The sequence below is a fragment of the Candidatus Bathyarchaeota archaeon genome, from assembly GCA_026014805.1.
Taxonomy (GTDB): Archaea; Thermoproteota; Bathyarchaeia; order Bathyarchaeales; family SOJC01; genus JAGLZW01.
Map to the genome: position 1 here is coordinate 21,487 of JAOZHR010000010.1, position 20,574 is coordinate 42,060.

The following is a 20,574-nucleotide window of genomic DNA, read 5'->3' on the forward strand; positions in this document are numbered from 1 at the left end:
TAATGGTCGACAAACTCGCTAGCGTTGCCGCTGAGAACAGCCTTACAAATCTTTACTTGAGGTCAGCTTTTCCTCTTTCCATAATTGTGTCCGCTTTGATCGGGTCAATTTTTTGGTTAAGAGCTCGAAAAACCAGTTTCTTTTACATCTGGTTGTTTTTTGGAACCATTGCTTCGCTATTTCCAGCAGTTCCAATTGGCAACTCATTTGCCGGCGCAATTATCGTCATTGTTGTATTGGGCATCTCATTGGGATTTGGCATGCCCTCACTCTTACGTTCTTTTACAGAATCTGTACCTATTGAAAACCGAGGAACGATAGGGGGGCTCACGTTCTTTATGGTTACAGCTAGCGCGCCTTTTGTTATAGTAACTATGTCGATGTTGGATCTAGTACAAAGCGCGATGTTCTTCGCAATTTGGAGGAGTTGGAGCATACCCATACTACTCGCATTCCCAAAGAAAAGTAAATCCCAGCTTCATTATGAAAGGAAAACATCTTTTCTTAGCATATTTAATAATAAGGCCTTTATCTTGTATTTTCTGGCGTGGCTTATGTTCTCTATGGTAGACGGCTTTGAGGCTCGTATCACATTCCTGCACAAAGAGGAACTTGGTTTTGCTATGAATATTGTCGAGCCTATCTTTGCAGGATTTTCGGCGCTAATCGGAGGAGTAGTAGCTGATCGTATAGGACGAAAAAGAGTAATAGTCTTTGGTTTTGTATCATTGGGTATTGCCTATGCGATCCTAGGAATAGCTTCACAGCTATGGATCTCATGGTTTTTGTATTTTGCTATAGATGGTATTGCAATTGGATTATTGTGGATGATGTTTACGATAGTAATCTGGGGAGAACTGTCAAGAGTCAATACTGAAAAATATTATGCTGTTGGAGAGGCTCCATTCTTTTTGACTATGATATCTTCTCTGCTTGTTGCCCCTTATGTTGCGTTGATTCCTGAAACCAGCGCGTTTTCTTTGGCTGCGTTCTTTCTCTTCATAGCAGTAATACCTCTATTATATGTACGAGAAACTTTACCTGAAAAGAAAATTCAACAACGCCAACTCGAGATATATACTGAAGAAGCTCTCAAACTGAGACAAAAAGTTGAACAGAAATCAAAGTAACACTACCTCCAATCCTCATCAATACACCAAGTTGTTCTATACTAAAAAGTCTACATCTAGCATCTATTGCTGCTTGTAAGCATAAATGCACACATCACGATAAAATCTCAACAAATAACTAGTGAGTGTGCAGCAAACACGTTTTCCATGAGCTACTTATATTCTAGGGTCTATTAACCGCCAATTTGAAGCTCATAGCAAAGAGTCTAATCTAGAGTCACACACACACACTGCGAAAATTATTCTGGGAAATCTTTGAGCCTTTTCTTCACAATCTCGCTAACAAGCCCAGCTTTGACTCTGCCCCGCACCCTTTTCATCACCAAACCCATAAGTAACCCGAAAGCTTTTTCTCCACGCTGTACCAGAAGACCCCGATTCTCCTCAATTAGGCTAGCAACAATTCTTTCAAGTTCAATTTGCGAAAGTATATCCAAACCTAGAACGTCAACAGCCTCAATCACCTTTGCCCCTTCATGCTTCGACAGCCAAACAATTATATCTGAAGTAGCTTCCTTTGCAACTTCGCCTAAACCCATCAGATAAAACAACTCGAGAAGTTGCTCGTCAGACACATTCCCAACTTCCACACCGTCACGCTTCAAAGCTTTTAATGTCTCAGTCAAAACAACAGCAACTAATTTAGGTGAAGCGTTTGTGGTTTTCACAATCGTGTCAAAAAGTCTCTGTTTCCTTGATCTCTCTAATTGATCAATTAGTTTGTCACTTAATTTTAGAATTTCCTTCAGCTCGATTCTATATACTTTAGGTAATTTCGGAAGATGAGAGAATAATCGAACTATGTAAATTTTGGCTATTTGGATGGGGGGTACATCAGTTTCTGGGTACATGCGAGCGGCGCCAGGCCTAGGTCGCATATAGCGAGTTGATCCATCTGGTTTTGCAGCACGGGTTTCCTGCGGTACTTCCTTCAAGGTTTCCTTTGCCCGCTCGTTTACTGCCCTCAAAGCATCAGACGCGTTTTCTAAAAAATCCGCAACAAAAACTACAGCATCGCCTGACTTTACATTCATGACGCGTTTTAACTTGTCAAGTTCTTCTGCCGTGATTCCATAAGCAGGCAACTCGTCTGTGTGGAAGATGCCGCCTACGCGCCCCCAAAAACGAGCCCTATCTGCCATCTCTGTTCCTAACCTAACGCCGGGTATCAATTCTTTCTTCAAGAGGCCTTCAAATTTTGGCAATTTAACAGCTAGAACTCTCTTGTTTCTCTCTGCAGCAACACAAATGACTTTGCATTTAGTGGTCACGAAAACATGTGTTACATCTACAAACTCGTCCTTGATGTCTTCTTCTCCAACTCCACGCTTCGCCAATTCATCTCTTATTTTTAGAAGATTAAGCTGCCGCTGAACCTCGTTCTCAACAACCAAAGAAACAAGCTCAAGCTCCTGCACTCCTTTGACCTCCACAAGGCCACCGTCGCGAATGGAAATGTTCAGGTCTTGGCGTATAGTGCCCAAGCCCCTTTTCACCTTGCCCGTTGCTCGTAGAATCTGCCCTATAGCCAGCGCAACCTCTTCCGCTTCTTGAGGCGTATAAATAACCGGAGCGGTTGCAACCTCTACAAGAGGAATGCAAAGACGGTCAATACGATATCGAAGGATATTATTATCTTCGCCCATCTTTCGAGCTGCATCTTCTTCAAGGCCCACGTGCTGAATTGGAATAGTCTTCTTGGTTTCAACCTTACCGTTAAAGGCTACTACACAGGTGCGCTGGAAACCAGTGGTGTTTGAGCCGTCTATGACGGTTTTTCGCATGATATGAATTTCATCAATAGGCTTCGCCTTCAGCATAAGTGAAATGATGAGCGCTGTTTCTAGAGCTTCACGATTCAAGTCGTGAGGTGGTTCTTCATCCATCTCCACAAGGCATGTCGTGTCCTTGTTAGCCTCATAGAGAATTCTAACACCTTTCTGAAACTCGAAAAAAGCAGCTGGGTCGACTTGTCCGAGCTCGCCTTGTGTTGGACGCAGTCTTCGCAGAAAAGTGATTTCGGGTTCTTCTTTGAAAAGCTCAGTTTTGCAGCTGCAAAAAAGTTTCTTTTCGGAGTTTAACTGTTGGTGTATCTCTAAGCCTACTTTCAAGCCTATCTTCTTGTAATCAATAGTCGTCACATTTTTTCCCTTCTTCAAGCATTGTTCGGCTGGAAAATTCATTGGCGACGTTTTCTGTAAGGAGTTTCTTTGCTTCTTTAACATCCTGTGTTTGTCCCAGCACCCACATTATTTTTACAAGCGCTGTTTCAGGCAACATGTCGTCGAGGGGGATTACACCAATTCTTAAAAGATCTCTTCCTGTGTCGTAGACGTTCATGTTTACCCGTCCCCAGACGCATTGAGAGGTCATGCCCACGATTATATTTTCTGCGATCGCCTTTTTTATTGCAGAGAAGCAATAGTTACCTACGTGCCCCAAACCAGTTCCTTCCAAAACGATACCCTTGAAGCCTTTGTCAACATGCCACTCGACAACACTTGCGTTCATACTAGGATAGAATTTTATGAGGGCAACTTTTTCTTTGAACACCGACTTCAAAGTCAACTTATGTTTAGAATTCCGTTCATGATAATTTTTAGTTAGCATTCTAATTTTGCCACCTTCAAACCTAGCTATCGGCAATGTGTTTATTGACTTGAAGGCATCACGGCGGCTGGTGTGACATTTTCTCACCTTAGTCCCGCGGTGAAAAACAATTGACTTGTCAGAAACCGTTTCGTGCATGGCAACAACAACTTCCGCGAAAGGTGCGTCTGCTGCAGCTTTTACTGCTCCAATTAGGTTTGTTGCAGCGTCAGAACTTGGCCTGTCTGCGGAGCGCTGAGAGCCTACTAGAACCACGGGCACAGGCAAGTTTTGAAGCGCAAAGCTTAGTGCAGCTGCAGTGTAGCCCATTGTGTCGGTTCCGTGGGCTATAACGACTCCTGCAACGCCGTTTTCAATGTGGTTGGCAACGTGTCTTGCGGTTTGTGACCAGTGTTTAGGGGTGATATTTTCGCTGAATATGCTGGAGAGGATTTCTGCGTTTATTGTGGCTATGTAGGAAAGTTCTGGGACGACATTGTAGAGGTCGTTTGCGGTGAGTGCAGGTCTTACTCCGCCTGTTCTGTAGTCTACTCTGCTTGCGATTGTGCCTCCCGTGCTGAGAATGGTTACTATAGGCAAGCCTGGTTTTTGTTTAGGGGGAGGTGGAGTTGAAAATGTAGGTTTCGCTCCCGTTCCGATTTTTTCGATCTTTGTTTCTTGATTTACTAGGATCCCAATGTTGTAGCCGTTTTTCAGCTTAAGTACTATGTGTTTATCGTCACCAAATTCTGACCGTGGAATAAGTACGCCTTCGAATGTTTCTTCGTCCTTCAAAACACGAATAAGGTCCCCAATCTCTGCTCTAACTTCTTTCAACATTTTCAGCGCTTTGCCTTTATAACCTGGAAACTTTTCGCTCAACTTTCCTACTTCTCCAATATTTTAGACATGTAGGGACCGTCGTATTTGTAGCCGAAACGCATATAGTATCTCTTTGTTCCTAAAGCACTTATAACTACAACTTTTTGCTTATCATACTCTTCCTCCGAAAGTCTTTCCGCCTCGGATAGCAGAATAGCTCCATAGCCTTTATGTTGCCACGCTTTAGCTATGTGCTTCCCAACTGGAACAAGAGAGCCATACACATGGAGTTCACGCACAATCGAAGATGGCTCTGCCACTATTTCCGGACGATGGGCGTCTTCTGAAGGTATACGTAGTCGTAGATATCCCACTAGAACGTCATTACCAGGGTCTTCGGCAGAAATGAACAGATCGACTCCCCCTGAAGCCTTCTCTCTCATCGAAAAGATTTGGACGTTTTCTGGATCGGGTTCAACTTTGTCTTTAAGCCATCGATGCCCAACCTCACGACACCTTATGCAACAACACCGCAATCCCTCTTGCTCTAGTTTTTCTAAAACAAGCTGTCTAAGATTGCTCTTCTTAACTCCCGCTTCCACCAAATAGGCTGGAATATCCCGCTGAATCCGCATAATACGAACCCAGCGAGGCACAAACTTCTTTATCTTAGCTATGAGCTGAACCGCTTCTTCCGTAGAGTATGGGGTGTATTCATTATTCTTCCACCATTCATAAGCCATAGTACCTTTCAGAACAAGACATGGATAAATCTTAATCATGTCGGGCTTGAAATCCGCGTTGGTAAAAACCGTTTCAAATCCTTCCAAATCCCTTTCAAAACTGGACCCGGGCAAACCTGGCATAAGATGATAGAGCACCTTTAATCCAGAGTCTTTTAGCGTGCGTGTTGCTTCAATTACATCTTTGATCGTGTGACCTCGTTTGACATGGTGATAGATGTCGTCATAAACGTTTTGCACTCCAAGCTCTACACGAGTAACACCCATGGAAAGCATGTGATCTACATGTTTTCTCTTAGCCCAGTCAGGTCTGGTTTCAATGGTGATGCCCACATTATGAATCCTGCTGGTCTCTGCAAGTTTTTTAGCCTCCTCAAGGCTCCGCGTTTCAGTCCCTATCAGTGCATCTAGGCATCCATTAACGAACCCTTCCTGATAGTCTGTAGGCGTACTTGGAAACGTGCCTCCCATAATTATTAGCTCCACCTTGTCAACCACATGACCAATCGCTTCTAGCTGAATCATGCGACTCCTGACTTGCATGTATGGGTCATATTGGTTTTGCATTCCTCTCATAGTGGCTGGCTCATGACCCGTATAGCTTTGCGGAACTCCTTGAGAAGGCCCTCCTGGACAATAGGCGCATGGAGCATCGTGAGGACAGGGCCACGGTTTCGTCATCACAGCGATTATTGTCACGCCGGAGATGGTTCGGGTGGCTTTCCTTCTCAGCACAGGCAGAAGTCTTCGCTTTTCACGTGGGTTTAGACATTGGATCAGTTCCGAGTTAGGAATAACACAAGCCAAGCCTTGCTTGCCAGCAATTTTCACTTTGATTATGTTAACGTCGTCTTTTGTGGGTTGAGGAATCTGCATCAAGGATTCGATGATCTCCCGGCAAGCTTCTCTATTCATGATAATCTCATCTGATTATGCGGTTGTCCTTTAAAATAAAGATGTAGCTACCTAGTTACTGCTTTCCGGTGTACACGATTTTGCCGCCGACGATTGTCATCTCCGCCTTTACGTTTCTAATTTGTTCAGGTGTAATTTTGTGAGGATCTTCTGAAAGTACCACCAAGTCGGCAAGTTTGCCTTTCTCTATGGACCCCTTAACGTCTTCTTCGAAGGAGCCATAGGCAGCATTAATAGTATATAGACATAAAGCCTCGTCGACAGTTAATCGTTCTTGTGGAAACTTTTCTCTTGCAACTGCAGCATAAATTCCTAAAATCGGGCTCACAGGTTCTACTGGAGCGTCAGAACCTCCCATCGTAATTACACCTCCTTTTAGGAGGCTTTTGAACGCATAAGTCCATCTAGCTCTGGTTTCCCCTAAGCGATCTGTTATCCAAAAGTCAGAAACTACAAAATGAGGTTGCACAGATGCTATAACGCTGAGTTCTTTCATTTTCTTTATTGATTTTGGATTAAGAACAGAAACATGTTCCAATCGGTGACGATGATTCTCTTTCGGTGTCTTTCTAAGCACTTCCTCAAAGATTTTCAACACTATTTCAACTGTTCTGTCACCTATTGTGTGGATAGCTAACTGCAGATTTGCTTTATGCGCTTTTTCTACGAATTTCTCTAGTTGTTTTTGCGAGTAAAGCAGCATTCCTTCAGTTTTCGGCGCATCCTCATAAGGTCGTCTTAATGCTGCGGTTCTTGCCCCCAGAGAGCCATCTGCCAATATTTTGATACTGCCAATCTTAATCTTGTCGCTGCCAAATCCTGTTGATAAACCTAACTCGGCAAGGTTGTCAAGATACCCCACAGGTATTAACAAGTAGATACGCAGTGGCAGCATATTGCGATTGCTCAATTTTTGAAGCACACGCATCTCGTTTGCTGAGTTGATTATCCAATGAGCAGTGGTTATGCCTTCCTCAACCATTCTTTGACAAGCTAATAAACATTTGTCTGCAAGGCCTTCTTCAGTGGATTTTGGCAAGATCTCATAAATGAGATTAAGAGCGTTTTCTCGTAGAATACCATTCAACTCGCCAGTCGTCGGGTCTCGGTCTATACGTCCACTCTTGGGAGGCTTGGTCTTTTTTGTGATTCCAGCAAGTTTAATAGCTTTTGAGTTAGCCACGCCAAGATGTCCGCATACTCGTAGCAAAAAAACTGGATGATTAGGTGCTGCTTGGTCAAGGTCGAAGCGTGAAGGATATCGACGTTCTGCAAGTTTGTCTTGGTCCCACCCTCTGCCGATTACCCACCCACCTTTTGGGGTTTTCTTTGCTTTTTGCTTGACTTCTTGCTGAATTTCTTTTATCGATTCTGCGTTGCGCATGTTGATTTGAGACATTACCCGCCCCAGCGATACACCGTGTACATGGGTGTCAATAAAGCCAGGAACAACCGTCTTGCCTTTAAGGTCAATTTTTTTGGTGCTTTTGCCTACATATGAAAAAATTTGCTTGTTAGTGCCAACTGCCTCAAATTTGCCATGCTTTATTGCTATTGCTTGTGCTTTCAACTGCTTAGGATTCATAGGAATTATATTACCATTTACAAGAACCAAGTCAGCGTAAAGCATGAACGGAATGTATCAGGCTGTAGTGTTAAAAGGTTTGTTAGTAACGCCTTGTTCCCGAGTTCTGGCCAGCTTTTCGCTGTAGAATTATGCGCTTTTCATAGTTTCGTCTTGCCCGTCTTCTAGGAATTGCGCTCTTCTTTGGTGTGGTTGTCATTTTAGGCGTTTGGCTACGTACTTTACCCGCTTTTGAAAGTGATCCGTGAGTTGGCATTCTCGCTTATCATCTCCTTTGCTGCTGAAAAATATCGTTTAGAGTCTTTTAAGTGTTTCCTAGCCTTCTTTAGACCGCTTCTTAACTTAGCCCACTCTCGAACCGCAAAAAGATAAGTCCTAAGCCTTGAACCACTTGAATATCAAGTATTGAATCTTTTTTGTCCCAAAGTCAGGTATTGCAACGATGAATCTCTTTCGCACCGTTGTGGCGAGTCTTCCAACTTTCACAATTTCAGTTGCCGTCACGTCCTCTTCGCTTTTTTTCACCGACACCATGTAAGGCGCATGTTCAATTCCCGGTCCATGCTTGTAAACGGCAAAATCGCATCCGTACTTGATGCCTGGAGTAACGATGAAGCCGTTATCTCTTAAGTCGCGGTAAACTGCATACTTCAAGTCAAACTCCTCGTAAAGCTTACGGGCTCTTCGCTTAAGCTTCTCCAACCCTACCTTCCTATTTTTTGAGCCTTCCCGCACCTCTATAATTTTGTTTTCAGTAAGGTATAGTCCTTCCATAAGGTCTAGAACTAGAGGAACGTTGAACTCGGCTATTTTTGGCTTAGGTATTCCTAAAGGCTTACCGTAATATCCCATTTTATATAGTTCTGAACTCTGTGCCGAGTCCCACACGACTAGAAAATTTTCGATAAATTCGACCGTAATACGCTTACTCATTGTAATCTCAGCTTTGTTACATGGCAAAAGATAATATACGTGCTGCGTCTGAGGCATCCTCAGCTTTGTCGGCTGCGTTTTCGAGAAGTTGAGTTATGTCTTTTAAGAGCAACATTACTGGAATCTCTAGGTTGCTATTTATTATTTCTACTTCCAATTTTCTGTATATCTCGTCTACTGTTCGTTCTGCTGTTTCAACCTCTCTGGCTTTCTCCAAAGTCTTCTCAGGTCCATAAGAAAGTGTTATGGCAGTTTCTCTAAGCTTTATCACGGTATTCAACATTGCTTCTGCAAGTTTTACGAGGTCATTCTTAATGTCCGCAGGTACCTTCCATCCACGTTCCATAATAGAAAGCAGCCAAAAACTTAAGCCTTCGCAGAAATCTGCGATTTCGCTAGTTAAATTTGTAAAGCGTAGAAAGTCTTCTCGATTTATGAGTATAGCACCTATCTGTGCAAGTTCCTGCGAAACGATTCGTCTGGTTTTATCTACTTCTTCTTCCGTTTTTTTTATCTCGGCGAAAACCTGTCTTGCAGTGTCTTTGTCGTCAGCGGCAAAGCAGTCAACCATTTGAGGAACTTTGCGTGCAATCTCCAGCACCTTGCGTAGATGGTCTTGACAAACGCTAAGTGCTCTTCGCTTTACACGCTCTTCTGTTTCAACCGGAAGTACCAAGTTCTCACCGCGGAAATACCTCTGTAGATACTACCATAGAATATGCGAATTCATTAAAAAATTTAACGAAACTTGTCGCTGTTTTTATATGCTTTCTCCAATGTCTTCGAAATCTTTTTTGTGGCTGAAGTAGGCACGTAAACTTTTAGGCAGGTTTTCCATTCTTGTGCGGACTTGTTTCCATGAGTCACGGTCGCGCACGGTTACTGTGTCATCGTTTAATGTTTGATAGTCAACCGTGATACAGAGGGGTGTGCCGGCTTCATCGGCTCGAGCGTAGCGCCTTCCAATGGAGCCAGATTCGTCATACTCCACCATAAAACCTTCAATTCTCAACATTTTGTGTAGCCTTTTTGCTTTTTCTGCCAAACCGTCTTTGGTAACTAAAGGATACAATCCAACCTGTACAGGCGCCAGTTCCCTTGGAAACCTCAGAAGCGTTCTACCCTCTCGTTTATCGTAGGCGTATTCTAAAGCCACATACACAATCCTGTCTATTCCAAAACTCGGCTCAACGACGTGAGGGATAAACCGTCTTCCCGTTTCTTCTATGTTCTTACAGACAATCTTAACATGTTCAGGTAAGATTCTAAACGATTTTGCCATGTAGTACCCGTTTTCTCTCAGAGATTTTTTGACTTCTTCAACATTGGCTTCTAGAAGTAAAGCTATTACTCTTGAGGCGTCTTTTTTGAATGCTGGGCCAATCTCAGCCAAGACCGGTTCAACAACAACTTTTTCCGTCATTTTAGGTTTGTCGTATTCTTTGAAAACCTGCATGTCCACGCCACTGTGTTTCATATGCTGTTTCAGATCGTAGTCTGAGCGGTAGTTGTGACCCGAAACTTCTGTCCATCCCCAGCGGTCCAAGTAGATTTCTTGGTCATAGCCCTGCTCGGAATAATGCGCTCTTTCCCATTCCAATTTTTCAATGAAACGTTGCTTATCATCTGGAACCCCAAGCATATTTAGGAAGTATTTAGCCAAAACCATAAAGTATGCTTGCCATTCTGTTTTGATGTAGCCTTTTTGCAGTGCTTTTTTCACCGTCACGTCCACTGCTTTTTTTGCATCTTTCTGTCTCAGCTCTGCAGGTATGAGGCGTAAAGTTTCTTCCTCAACCTCCTTCATCAGAGGACATTTGTGATCTTTCGGATCAAAAAAGAATTCTATGTCAGCGATAGTAAACTCCCTTTGTCTGATGAGACCTTGTCTAGGTGATATTTCATTTCTCAGAGCATGTCCAATTTGAACAACTCCCAGGGGCAGTCTCTCTCTGGCAGTTTCGTAGAGGCGTCTAAACTCGACGAAAATGCCCTGTGCCGCTTCGGGTCTACCGTAGCCAACCGCGTCTGAATAAGGCCCAATTGTTGTGGTAAACATGGTCATGAAGTGTTTTGGCTTGTCTAACTCGCTACCACATTCGGGGCACTCTATGTTGTGTTTCTTTATTTCTGTGGCTATTTCTTGAAGGCTAAGTTTTTCAGTTTGTGTATCACTCATTTTGGCTTGTTCTTGAAGTAGGTGGTCCGCTCGAAACTTTTTTTTACATTTCAGACATTCTACCATAGGCTCTTGAAAGGCTCTCACGTGGCCAGATGCTTCAAACACTTTTGCCGGCGTTACAATAGAAGACTCCATTTCGAGGATGTTAAGAGGTTTGATGAAGAAATCTCTGAATTTTGCTTCTATTCTTTGTTTAAGTATGGAGCCTAGGGGTCCATAAGTATAGAAACCGCTGACGCCGCCGTAAATCTGGTAGGAAGGCCAAAAGAAACCTCGGCGTCTGGCGAGCTCGCTGATAATTTCGTACTTGTCAGGTTTCTGCATTAAGCTTCAAATCCCCCTTTATCCGTTGTTATTTGCAGCTATAATGTATTTCTTCATAATAAAACAAATGTACAGCTTTTGGAAATTCCTCTATGTCATTTCCTTAACTTCTTTTCAAGTTTCATCGTTCGTATCAAGTTTCCTCTTCATTTCCTGTTTTAGATGCGCTATTGTTTTCGTCGGCGTTGGATCAATACCTCTCAACAACGCCGAGTATATACTTGCAAAATCACCTATGTACATAGTTGAAAGCATTTTTGCCAGCTTCTGTTTGCCAACAGCCTGAATTTCCATAATATTGCGAACTTTTCTAGATGTGATTTGTTTTGTTATTTCAATTCTTTTTCTGATTTCGGGTGGCTCTTTTGGGTCTCGGATGAATATTATAGAGAAGGTTTTTGTGAAGTTTTCAGGTGCTTCCCATCCGACAACTTCATTGTGGTTAAGTTCAGAAAATGTGTCGAACTTACTTGGAACTTTGCTGTTTTCATTAAACTGACATTTTAGGCGTCGTGCTACAGCGCTGTATTGTCTAAATCCGTAAATTATCGGAACAGTGTCTTCTATTTGCAAAGCAAGCTTTTTTGCTCTGTTGTCTTTCAGAGGAATTCGAAGCTCGCTTTCTTCGCTGATTTTTTGCAAAACATGCAAAGCCTCTTCAATTTCTTCCTTCGCTTTTTTGACAATATGTAATTTTTCCATCAACACTACAAGTGGAAAGAATGTGTAAGCAATTGCAGCACGTGGAGGAAGGCCAGTAGGTATGGGAATGTGGGGAATTTTTAGTTTTTGTGAAAATGCTTGAAGGTGTCCTCCAGAGGATATCGTTATGACCATGCAGTGCCTCTTTACGGCTTCTAGGAAGGCGCTTAGGGTTTCTTCGGTTTCTCCCGAGTAACTGACGGTAATCACTAGGGTGTTTCCATCGGCGTATGCGGGTAAGACGTAGTCTCTGCAAATTTCAATGGGAATTAAAGCTCTGTCACGTAGCCAGTCTTTGAGTAGTTCTCCGCCTATAGCTGAGCCGCCCATTCCGGCGACGATAACGTTTTCGGGTGTCTTGTATGGCATTTTCAGTTTTTCAGCTCGTTTGATGGCGTCTCTGCAGAAGTCTGGAGTCTTCTCGCATAGTTCAAGCATGTTGCTCTTGTCTATTGCCCTAACTTTGTCTGGTTGGTCTAGAACTGTAGGTTTTGGCATTACGTCATCAACTCACCGTATTTTCTGTGTCTAAGCTTTTAAAAGCAGAGGTAGCTTTAAGGAAAGATGTCATTTCTATTCTGTGAAAGGAGCGTGTAAGAATCGGTGTTTAACCGCGAGTTTTCAATAGCCATCCCTGCTTCACTGGTTTCTGACATTCCACATCTTAGAGAGAAAACTTTGAGAATTGGAATGGTGGGAAGAGCCGCCGCAATTTTCGGTGTAGATGAAATTATTATTTTCTCAGATGCGCCAAAGAGGAACCAAAATCGAGAGTTTTGCCTCATTGCTTCAATTCTTTCTTATATGGAGACGCCGCAGTACTTGCGGAAGCAATTGTTCAAAATAAAGCCGGAGTTAAGATTTGCGGGGGTGTTGCCGCCTCTTCGTACGCCGCATCATCCTTTGCAGAATCGTGTAAAAGACTTGGTTGATGGTGAATATCGCGAAGGTGCAGTTATAGCTCATACGCAGGATGGAACTCTTGTGGATGTAGGTGTTGAACGGCACGCCTTGATACGGAACAAGAAAATGCAGATTAACACACGTGTCACAGTAAGGATAAGAAAAACAAAGAGGCTGTTGGGTGCAGAGGTTGTAAACCGCAGCGAAATCGCAGAGTATTGGGGATACCAAGTAACTCGTTCACGCTTGACGTTTGGAAAACTTTTGAGAAAAAATGCTTTCGATTTAGTTATAGCAACGTCTAAGTACGGAAAACCTTTCGTTGACGTTTCGGAAGAGTTGGCAAATCGCTGGAAGGCTTCTCGCAAAATCCTTGTGGCTTTTGGCGCGCCTACAAGAGGACTATACGAGATTGCTAAACAAGAGAACTTGGACGACGTTGCTGATTTTGTGGTAAACACAATCCCTAATCAAAATGTTGAAACCGTGCGCACCGAAGAAGCACTCCTCGTGACCTTGGGAATTCTGAACTACATGGTTGCTAAAGGTTAAAAACCCACCGCATTATATAGTGGCGCATGCAATTCGACATCGTGCTTCCATTAACAATCAGCATAATCACGATAGCTACAGTTTGGCTGTATGAAAAGTTTGAAACTAGGATAAAGTCGCTTTTTGAAGAAAAAGAATTTCAGATTCGGGATGTTGTCTTTCTTGTAATCGCTATGGGAGTTATGGTTACAGTCATCGTGTTTGTTCCTCAGCAAGCCATCAAAGTTTTGTTTTTGACGTCTTACTCCTTCGTTCTATTCCTTTTTACTTACGTTGGAACTGAGAAGTTATATCTTGCCGTGTTGCCGCCCATTGTTTTTGTGGCACTATACCTTTTCTTTTGGGGCATCGTCTTACTTAACATATTTGCAGTAATTTTCGCCGTATTTATCTCAGTTTATCTTGGCGGTTTGTTTTCATGGACAACTGTCTTAGTTTTTGCTGGGTTGATTACTGTTATGGATTTCATCCAAGTTTTCGGAACAGGATTTATGGGCGAGGCTGCCGGCAAATTCATTAAACTTGAGCTACCTGTGCTAATCTATGTTCCCACTTTCCCTACAGAAAATTGGATTGGCTTGGGGTTGGGAGACATATTTTTGGCTGGTTTACTTGCCATTCAAACTGCCCAGAAGTACAGCAGAAGGGCAGGAATCATATCTGCCATATCAGTAGGCTTCGCTTTCTTTCTCTTCGAAATTGCACTCTTCTATTACGAGTTTGCTAGCTTCTTCCCTGCCACTCTTGTAGTGGTTGGTGGATGGCTTCTAGGTCTAGGGCTACACTACATTATTGAGCAAAAACGCGCTTCGTAACCTTTATAACTTGATGCTTGTATTGAACAGAACGAGTGGAAATCATGGGGCATAGAAAGAAAAGTGCTCCAAAACGCGGTTCCTTAGCATATTTGCCTAGGGGACGTGCTGCTCGAGAAACTGGTAGAATACGCTACTGGCCTCCCACAACTGAAGGCCCTAAACTTCTTGGGTTTATGGGCTACAAAGCTGGAATGACCCACCTCTTTTATGTGGAAGACCATCCTCGCTCCCCAAATTTTGGAAAGGAAGTAAATCAGCCGTGCACAGTTATTGAAACTCCGCCAATTCTGATTTGTGGAGTCCGCGCTTATATCAAAACTGACTATGGATTGAAAACATTCACAGAAGCTTGGATGAAAAATCCTCCGAAGGACTTGGAACGAGTTTTCACTTTGCCAGATAACTTCGCTCCTGAGAACGGGTTGAAGAAGATTGAAGAAAACTTGGACAGCATTGTTGAGTTTCGCCTTTTAACGATTACTCAGCCTCGACTGACGAGTGTTCCGAAGAAGAAGCCAGAGCTTATGGAGATAAAGGTTGACGGGGCGTCGATAAAGGAGTTGTTTGAGTATGCTCGGGGGTTGCTGGGTAAGACGGTGGGTGTTACTGGGGTTTTTAAGGAAGGTCAGTTTGTGGACGCGATTGCGATTTCTAAGGGGAAGGGGTTTCAGGGGCCCGTGAAGCGGTGGGGTATTAGGATTTTGTCTCGTAAGTCTAGGAAAATTAAGAGGGGTGTGGCGTGTATTGGGCCTTGGAGGCCACCTCGGGTTTTATATACTGTTCCTAGGGCCGGGCAGATGGGATATCATAAGAGAACTGAGTATAATAAGCGCATTTTAAAGATAGGAGTTGATGGTAAAGAAGTGACGCCTAGCGGTGGCTTCGTGAGATATGGAGTTGTAAAGAGTACGTTTCTTTTGTTGAAGGGGAGTGTACCTGGTCCTCGGAAGCGTTTGGTTCGGCTTCGTGTTCCTGCGCGACCGTCTACGACAGTGCCTGTGGAGCCTCCGAAGATTGTTGAGATTTCTTTGGCGTCGCAGCAAGGGTAGATAATGAAGGTGTGATTTATGGGCAAGGTGACGTCGAAAGTTTTTGATTTGAAGGGGAAGGCTGTTGGGAAAGTTAAGCTTCCTAAGGCTTTCCGTACTCCTTTGCGCCCGGATGTCATTAAGCGGGCTGTCGTTGCTTTGCAGTCTCGTCGTTTTCAGCCTCAGGGGAGGGATCCGATGGCAGGTAAGAGGACCACGGCTGAATCTCGGGGGGTTGGTTTAGGGATTGCTAGGGTTCCTAGGATGAAGGATAGAAATCGGGCTGCTTTTGGCGTGAGTATTGTTGGGGGTCATCGTGCTTTTCCTCCTCGTTCGGAGAAGAGGGTTGTAAAGAGGATTCCGCGGAAGGAGATGGGATTAGCTTTGCGTTCTGCAGTTGCCGCCACAGGTGCGAAGGATGTTGTTGCTGGTAGAGGGCATTTGGTTGATGATGTTCGGGATTTTCCGTTGGTAGTGGTTGATGATGTGGAAGACTTGCGGCGCACGAAGGATGTTGAGGGGGTTCTTTTGGAGTTGGGTGTTTGGGCTGATGTTTTTCGGGTGAAGGAGAGCAGGAGTGTGCGGGCTGGACGGGGGAAGACACGTGGGCGAAGGTATAAGCAGGCTGTTGGTCCTTTGATTGTCGTGGTTGAGAATAAAGGGATTGTTGAGGCTGGGCGGAATTTGCCAGGTGTTGATGTTGTGTTAGTTGAGGGGTTGAATGTGGAGTTGCTGGCGCCTGGGACCCATGCTGGTAGGCTTACGGTGTGGAGTAACTCGGCTTTGGAGAGACTTGGCGAGAAGTTGGGGGAGGCTGGGTAGCTTTGGATCCGTATGATGTTGTTTTGTATCCGTTGATGACTGAAGTTGCTAGCAGACTGCTTGAGACGGAGAATAAGTTGATTTTCATGGTTAATTTGAAGGCGTCGAAGCCTGATATTAGGAAGGCAGTTGAGGAGTTATATGACGTGGGGGTAGAGAAAGTTAATGTTCTTATTACGCCTCGGGGAGAGAAAAAGGCGTTTGTCAAGCTACATCCAGACTATAAGGCTGTGGACGTGGCAATAAAACTGGGAATCCTCTAATCTCTGTGCTTCCTCCGAAAAACTAATAGTGCCTACATGCACACGCGAAAAGTTAAGATAGGCGACAACACATGGTTCCACCAATCAAAATCTGCTAATAGACTGTCAAAGATCTGCACCAACATGTCTCAATAAGGAGAGGATACATATGAATAGTGCCCCTGTTATTCAGATTTTATTTAGCTGCAAGTCGATCCGAACATGTATATAAAACACCATCCGGAGTAAGAAAGTCTCAGAACATGCCGACAAGCACTTTTCGCGTTCCATGCGTACATATATAGAAGCCAACGGCCCTCGAAAAACACATAGACAAACTTTTAAAACATGACATCCTTAAAATAATCCCTCAATACAAAAAGGAGAAAAACAAAACGTGGTAAAAGTAAATGACACAGAAGTCCCAGAAGGACTACAATACACAAAAGACTACGAATGGGTGAAAATCGAAGATAACAAAGCACGTATAGGCGTAACAGACTACGCCCAAAAACAATTGCGCGAGATCGTCTACGCAGAACTACCCGCACAAGGCGACACAATAACGCAAAACGAACCCTACGGCACAGTAGAATCCGTCAAAGCAGTGTCAGATCTCATAGCACCCTTAAGTGGTACAATCGAACAGGTAAACACAGAAGTGCAAAACCGTCCAGAACTCCTTAACGAAGACCCCTACAACAAAGGCTGGCTACTCGTAATAGCCCCAAGCAACTTGGATGCAGAGCTTAAAAACTTGATGAATACGGAACAGTCGGCTGAATGGCACAAATCCCTAATTGAAAAAGGCTAAACCAAGGTTTAGCCATTCCACTTCTTTTCTTTTCTAAATTAAGCTTTTAGAATAGAGAAAGGAAAAGTTTATGTGGGTTTTTATTCTGGCTAGGTGGGCGTAGAGCGCGCGTGTGCACTAGCTGAAGATTTCTTAGAACAAGATTCGCGATTGAAAATTGAAACTTTAAGGGTAAAGCAGTTATTCAATCGCAATCTCAGTACTCTTTCGGCATCATCGCAAGTTCTTTGTAGGCGAAGACCGGGCCATCTTTGCACACAAACTTGTCTCCTATGTTACACCTTCCACACTTTCCGATGCCACACTTCATCCTCATCTCGAGGGATAGAAATACTTCCTCGGGAGGGAAGCCGAGCTCGTTAAGAACTGGCATGGTGAACTTTATCATTATGGGTGGACCGCAGACAATTGCGATAGCGTTCTCTGAGCTTGGAGCGGTCTCCTTGAGAACGGCCGGGACAAAGCCCACTAATCCAGTCCAGCCAGGAACAGCTCTGTCTATGGTCACGTTAAGGTTAATATCATCCCTCTTTCCCCAAGCTTCAAGGTCGTATTTATAGGCGAGTTCACCTGGGTTGCGGGCTCCGTAGATAACTGTTAAGCCTCTGAACCTATCTCTGTTGACTTCGTGAAGAATGAATTTTGTTAGAGACCTTAGCGTTGTGAAAGCGAAGCCTCCTCCGACAATGACAACATTGCGGCCTTCCATTCTCTCCAGTGGGAACCCGTTGCCGTATGGTCCTCTGACCCCTATTACTGTTCCCTCTTCGCAGTTGTGCAGGGCTGTGGTCACAACCCCGACCTTTTTAATGGTGAACTGGATGTAACCTTCGTCCATGGGCGATGAGGCTATACCTAAGGGACATTCTCCGGCGCCGAAGACAGAAATCTCTGCGAACTGGCCACATCTGTACTTGAACTTCTTCATCGCTTCTGGATCTTGGAAAACAAGCTCAAACGTCTTTATGTCATTCACTTCATTTTCTGTTGTGATTTTTCTGATGACCGCAAGGTTTGGGATGTACGGATTACTCATTCTCTACTTCACCTGTCTGGTCGATATTGCTTTAGTTATTTCTCTGATGTCAAGGTTAACAGGACACTCCCGGACGCATCTTCCACAGCCTACGCAAAAGCTTTCGCCGAAGTTCTTGACGAAGTAGCTGAACTTGTGCATGATCCTCTGCCTCATCCTCTCCTTTCCCGAAGGTCGAGGGTTATACCCAGAACCCTGTAGTGTGAAGCAGGAGAACTGGCATGAGTCCCAGATCCTAACTCTTTTCCCTCCATCCCCTTCTTCATCCAGAACGTCGAAGCAGCAGCAAGTGGGACAAAGGAAAGTGCAAATTCCACAGCCCAAGCACTTCTGATATATCTGGTCCCACAATGGGTCGTCAAACATTCTATCAAGCTTCTGGCTCACGCCCTTAACAGAAACCTTAGATCTCACGGCAGTTTCAGCCTCTTCGGAGAGCTTCTTCGCCTTCTCTATGTCAGCTTTTTCTGCGTCCTTCAACCACGGAAACTTCTCAACGAGTTTCTCGCCTCTTTCAGTGACTGTTTCTATCAGATACTTGTCGTTTATGTCTTGGAGAAGCAGGTCCATACCCTCTTTTCCGAATGGACGCCCTCCAAGAGACGTGCAGAAGCATGTGCTTAGAGGATGATTGCACGCTAACCCGAACATGGTTGTGTTCTTCCTCTTCTCTAGGTAGTACAAGTCTTTGTGTTCTCCAGAGGAAAAGAACTTGTCCAGCAAAACGAAGCTTCTGGCATCGCAGGGGCGGACGCCTAACAGCACCCTCTTTCCCTTTACGATAAGAGCCTCCTCTATTTCTACGCCTTTTTTACCTATCCTATGGATGAACAGAGTCTCAGTCTGTGGAAAGAAAACCTCCTTGGGAGGCTTCTTTGTGTTCCGGAAGTCTAGGTAGGCTTCGCGTCCTTGGGAGAGTCTTTCAAAAAAGACTATGTTTTTTTCTTTGACTGGCACGAAAACATCGTGTTCTTCAGTCAGTTCCCCAAGGAGGATGGGGAATTTGCTCTTTTCTATGACCTTCCACTTCATTGTAAGCACCCTGTTTCACTTAATGAACTCCTGAGAATCCTCCATTTTGAACTCTCCCAACGGGGGGACCTCTTCAAGGCTGACTCCTGCCTCGTAGTTGTACCGTTCTTTCATAATCTTTTCAGTTTTTTTCACGAGCTCCCTCAGGTTTATATCCATTGGGCAAGCTCGACTGCAGGCTCCGCAATCGACGCATCTCCCGGCTATGTGGAAGGCACGGACGATGTGGTATATCATAGTATCCGAGATATCATTTGTCTTGCCGAACCAAGCGGGCATTGTCTGGTCGACGAAGCACATCTTGCAATAGCAGAGGGGACAAATGTTTCTGCAAGCGTAGCATCTGATGCACTTGCCTAGTTCCTCCTTAAAATGGTCCCACCTCTCTTCCACTGACTTCGACTCGAGGCTAGAAACTTCAGCGAACTCGTTCACTTCCGTGGTTTCAGGCACCTTCTCTCCCACAAATACATCGTAGATAGGTGGATTCTTGTGTCCGCAGGTTAGACACGAGTCGCAGAGGAAAACGTTTTTCGGTAAAACAAGCTCGAAACCTTCTCCCTTAACCTTGATCTGTTCATCTTTAACGACGGCTTCGAGGACCTCCCTATCGCCGAGTTTCGCCTTTATCTTTTTCCTGTCAATGACACCTAGGCAAGGGACACCTATTATGACTACATTTTCCCTGGGAAACTGCTTCTCTATCGCACAAACCGCTATCAACCGTGCGTCGCAACCCTTTGCAATAACACCTACTTTTTCCTTTCTATCTACCACGTATTTTGAAAGGCTGGCGTCGCAACTTGCGTTCCAAACAAGCTTTTTAATGCTCTCTACTTTGTCCACAAAGCAGGGAGTCGTGCGAAGAGGCAGGGTTCCTCGCTCATATCCGATTATCAGGTCGACCTTCTTCTCGCTGAGAAGCTTTTCCGCGACCTCTCTTATCGAATTTTCAAGGTTTTCCATACAGCACTACCTCTTCACCAGTCTTTTGGCAGGCCCTAGGGCATCCACCTTTTCTACCATGTCCGTCACGACCTTAGCAAACTTTTCACCTTCAGCAGCGGAGACCCATGAGAAGTTTACCCTTCTAGGCTCAATCCCGAGGTATTCCAGTAGGTCTTTCAGAACAGCGAATCTTCTTCGGGCCACGAGGTTTCCGCTAATGTAGTGGCAGTCTCCTGGGTGGCATCCTGAGACTAAGACTCCGTCCCATCCACGCTGAAGGGCTTTTATGATAAAGTATGGGTTGACTCTTCCAGAGCAGGGGACTCGAACGACCCTTATGTTAGGGGGATACTGCATTCTGCTTATTCCAGCAAGGTCTGCTCCAGCGTAACTGCACCAGTTGCACAGGAACGCTAGTATTTTCGGGGGCCATTGTTTTTCTGCAGGTTTCACT

20 protein-coding genes are annotated in these 20,574 nt (G+C 44.4%); 7 read left to right on the plus strand and 13 right to left on the minus strand.

The features are described from left to right. Positions 1-2: 2 nt before the first annotated feature. Positions 3-1,130 carry an MFS transporter gene (locus NWE91_02420; GenBank protein MCW3985250.1) on the plus strand — a complete coding sequence of 376 codons (1,128 nt, stop codon included), beginning with the start codon at positions 3-5 and terminating at the stop codon, positions 1,128-1,130. A 239-nt stretch (positions 1,131-1,369) separates the two neighbouring features. Here NWE91_02420 and gatE read toward each other — a convergent pair whose 3' ends face one another. From gatE to NWE91_02465, 9 genes are all read right to left on the minus strand, one after another. Then, positions 1,370-3,289 (minus strand): Glu-tRNA(Gln) amidotransferase subunit GatE, encoded by a 1,920-nt coding sequence (gene gatE, locus NWE91_02425; GenBank protein ID MCW3985251.1) that lies wholly within the window; start codon positions 3,287-3,289, stop codon positions 1,370-1,372. Beyond that, complete coding sequence (gene gatD / locus NWE91_02430; GenBank protein ID MCW3985252.1) at positions 3,258-4,559, minus strand: Glu-tRNA(Gln) amidotransferase subunit GatD; 1,302 nt, start codon at positions 4,557-4,559, stop codon at positions 3,258-3,260. Before gatD ends, gatE begins: the two co-directional genes overlap by 32 nt. Before the next feature lie 47 nt (positions 4,560-4,606). Then, a complete protein-coding gene (locus tag NWE91_02435) occupies positions 4,607-6,199 on the minus strand; it encodes a tRNA uridine(34) 5-carboxymethylaminomethyl modification radical SAM/GNAT enzyme Elp3 (GenBank protein MCW3985253.1) in 1,593 nt (530 codons plus the stop codon). Positions 6,200-6,254: 55 nt separating this feature from the next. Further along, complete coding sequence (locus tag NWE91_02440) at positions 6,255-7,829, minus strand: amidohydrolase (GenBank protein MCW3985254.1); 1,575 nt, start codon at positions 7,827-7,829, stop codon at positions 6,255-6,257. Positions 7,830-7,866: 37 nt separating this feature from the next. Next, positions 7,867-8,040 carry a 30S ribosomal protein S30e gene (locus NWE91_02445; protein ID MCW3985255.1) on the minus strand — a complete coding sequence of 58 codons (174 nt, stop codon included), beginning with the start codon at positions 8,038-8,040 and terminating at the stop codon, positions 7,867-7,869. Positions 8,041-8,159: 119 nt separating this feature from the next. Next, on the minus strand, positions 8,160-8,705 hold the full coding sequence (endA, locus tag NWE91_02450) for a tRNA-intron lyase (GenBank protein ID MCW3985256.1): 546 nt from the start codon (positions 8,703-8,705) through the stop codon (positions 8,160-8,162). A gap of 28 nt (positions 8,706-8,733) precedes the next feature. Further along, on the minus strand, positions 8,734-9,393 hold the full coding sequence (locus NWE91_02455) for a DUF47 family protein (GenBank protein MCW3985257.1): 660 nt from the start codon (positions 9,391-9,393) through the stop codon (positions 8,734-8,736). An 84-nt stretch (positions 9,394-9,477) separates the two neighbouring features. After that, the gene (gene glyS / locus NWE91_02460) at positions 9,478-11,223 is read right to left on the minus strand and encodes a glycine--tRNA ligase (GenBank protein MCW3985258.1); all 1,746 of its coding nucleotides are present in this window, start codon (positions 11,221-11,223) and stop codon (positions 9,478-9,480) included. A 114-nt stretch (positions 11,224-11,337) separates the two neighbouring features. Then, complete coding sequence (locus NWE91_02465) at positions 11,338-12,423, minus strand: bifunctional phosphoglucose/phosphomannose isomerase (GenBank protein MCW3985259.1); 1,086 nt, start codon at positions 12,421-12,423, stop codon at positions 11,338-11,340. A 105-nt stretch (positions 12,424-12,528) separates the two neighbouring features. Between NWE91_02465 and NWE91_02470 the strand changes: the two genes are divergently transcribed. The 6 genes from NWE91_02470 to gcvH all read left to right on the plus strand — a co-directional run bounded on the left by NWE91_02470 (position 12,529) and on the right by gcvH (position 17,104). Beyond that, entirely contained in the window at positions 12,529-13,380 is an 852-nt protein-coding gene (locus NWE91_02470; GenBank protein MCW3985260.1) for an RNA methyltransferase, read from the plus strand. 26 nt (positions 13,381-13,406) lie between these two features. Next, a complete protein-coding gene (locus NWE91_02475) occupies positions 13,407-14,195 on the plus strand; it encodes a hypothetical protein (GenBank protein MCW3985261.1) in 789 nt (262 codons plus the stop codon). Between the two features lie 44 nt (positions 14,196-14,239). Continuing rightward, positions 14,240-15,247, plus strand: coding sequence for a 50S ribosomal protein L3 (locus NWE91_02480; GenBank protein MCW3985262.1), 1,008 nt, complete (start codon positions 14,240-14,242; stop codon positions 15,245-15,247). Positions 15,248-15,274: 27 nt separating this feature from the next. Then, positions 15,275-16,048 carry a 50S ribosomal protein L4 gene (gene rpl4p / locus NWE91_02485; protein MCW3985263.1) on the plus strand — a complete coding sequence of 258 codons (774 nt, stop codon included), beginning with the start codon at positions 15,275-15,277 and terminating at the stop codon, positions 16,046-16,048. Positions 16,049-16,050: 2 nt separating this feature from the next. Beyond that, entirely contained in the window at positions 16,051-16,311 is a 261-nt protein-coding gene (locus tag NWE91_02490) for a 50S ribosomal protein L23 (GenBank protein ID MCW3985264.1), read from the plus strand. A gap of 376 nt (positions 16,312-16,687) precedes the next feature. Beyond that, on the plus strand, positions 16,688-17,104 hold the full coding sequence (gcvH, locus tag NWE91_02495; GenBank protein MCW3985265.1) for a glycine cleavage system protein GcvH: 417 nt from the start codon (positions 16,688-16,690) through the stop codon (positions 17,102-17,104). A 196-nt stretch (positions 17,105-17,300) separates the two neighbouring features. Here the strand turns inward: gcvH and NWE91_02500 are convergent, their stop codons facing one another. From NWE91_02500 to NWE91_02515, 4 genes are read right to left on the minus strand one after another with little or no spacing between them, the layout of a single operon-like run. Continuing rightward, positions 17,301-18,140: an FAD/NAD(P)-binding protein gene (locus NWE91_02500; GenBank protein MCW3985266.1), complete on the minus strand. Its 840-nt coding sequence runs from the start codon at positions 18,138-18,140 to the stop codon at positions 17,301-17,303. Between the two features lie 3 nt (positions 18,141-18,143). Beyond that, a complete protein-coding gene (locus NWE91_02505) occupies positions 18,144-19,172 on the minus strand; it encodes a 4Fe-4S dicluster domain-containing protein (GenBank protein MCW3985267.1) in 1,029 nt (342 codons plus the stop codon). A gap of 15 nt (positions 19,173-19,187) precedes the next feature. After that, entirely contained in the window at positions 19,188-20,138 is a 951-nt protein-coding gene (locus NWE91_02510; GenBank protein MCW3985268.1) for a 4Fe-4S dicluster domain-containing protein, read from the minus strand. A gap of 6 nt (positions 20,139-20,144) precedes the next feature. Beyond that, on the minus strand, positions 20,145-20,573 hold the full coding sequence (locus NWE91_02515; protein MCW3985269.1) for a hydrogenase iron-sulfur subunit: 429 nt from the start codon (positions 20,571-20,573) through the stop codon (positions 20,145-20,147). Position 20,574 lies beyond the last annotated feature (1 nt).

Coding starts and splice junctions, on each gene's coding strand:
- NWE91_02420 (MCW3985250.1), top strand. CDS start 3: ATGGTCGACAAACTCGCTAGCGTTGCCGCTGAGAACAGCCTTACAAAT.
- gatD (MCW3985252.1), bottom strand. CDS start 4,559: ATGTTGAAAGAAGTTAGAGCAGAGATTGGGGACCTTATTCGTGTTTTG.
- NWE91_02435 (MCW3985253.1), bottom strand. CDS start 6,199: ATGAATAGAGAAGCTTGCCGGGAGATCATCGAATCCTTGATGCAGATT.
- NWE91_02440 (MCW3985254.1), bottom strand. CDS start 7,829: ATGCTTTACGCTGACTTGGTTCTTGTAAATGGTAATATAATTCCTATG.
- NWE91_02445 (MCW3985255.1), bottom strand. CDS start 8,040: ATGCCAACTCACGGATCACTTTCAAAAGCGGGTAAAGTACGTAGCCAA.
- glyS (MCW3985258.1), bottom strand. CDS start 11,223: ATGCAGAAACCTGACAAGTACGAAATTATCAGCGAGCTCGCCAGACGC.
- NWE91_02465 (MCW3985259.1), bottom strand. CDS start 12,423: ATGCCAAAACCTACAGTTCTAGACCAACCAGACAAAGTTAGGGCAATA.
- NWE91_02475 (MCW3985261.1), top strand. CDS start 13,407: ATGCAATTCGACATCGTGCTTCCATTAACAATCAGCATAATCACGATA.
- NWE91_02480 (MCW3985262.1), top strand. CDS start 14,240: ATGGGGCATAGAAAGAAAAGTGCTCCAAAACGCGGTTCCTTAGCATAT.
- NWE91_02500 (MCW3985266.1), bottom strand. CDS start 18,140: ATGAGTAATCCGTACATCCCAAACCTTGCGGTCATCAGAAAAATCACA.
- NWE91_02505 (MCW3985267.1), bottom strand. CDS start 19,172: ATGAAGTGGAAGGTCATAGAAAAGAGCAAATTCCCCATCCTCCTTGGG.
- NWE91_02510 (MCW3985268.1), bottom strand. CDS start 20,138: ATGGAAAACCTTGAAAATTCGATAAGAGAGGTCGCGGAAAAGCTTCTC.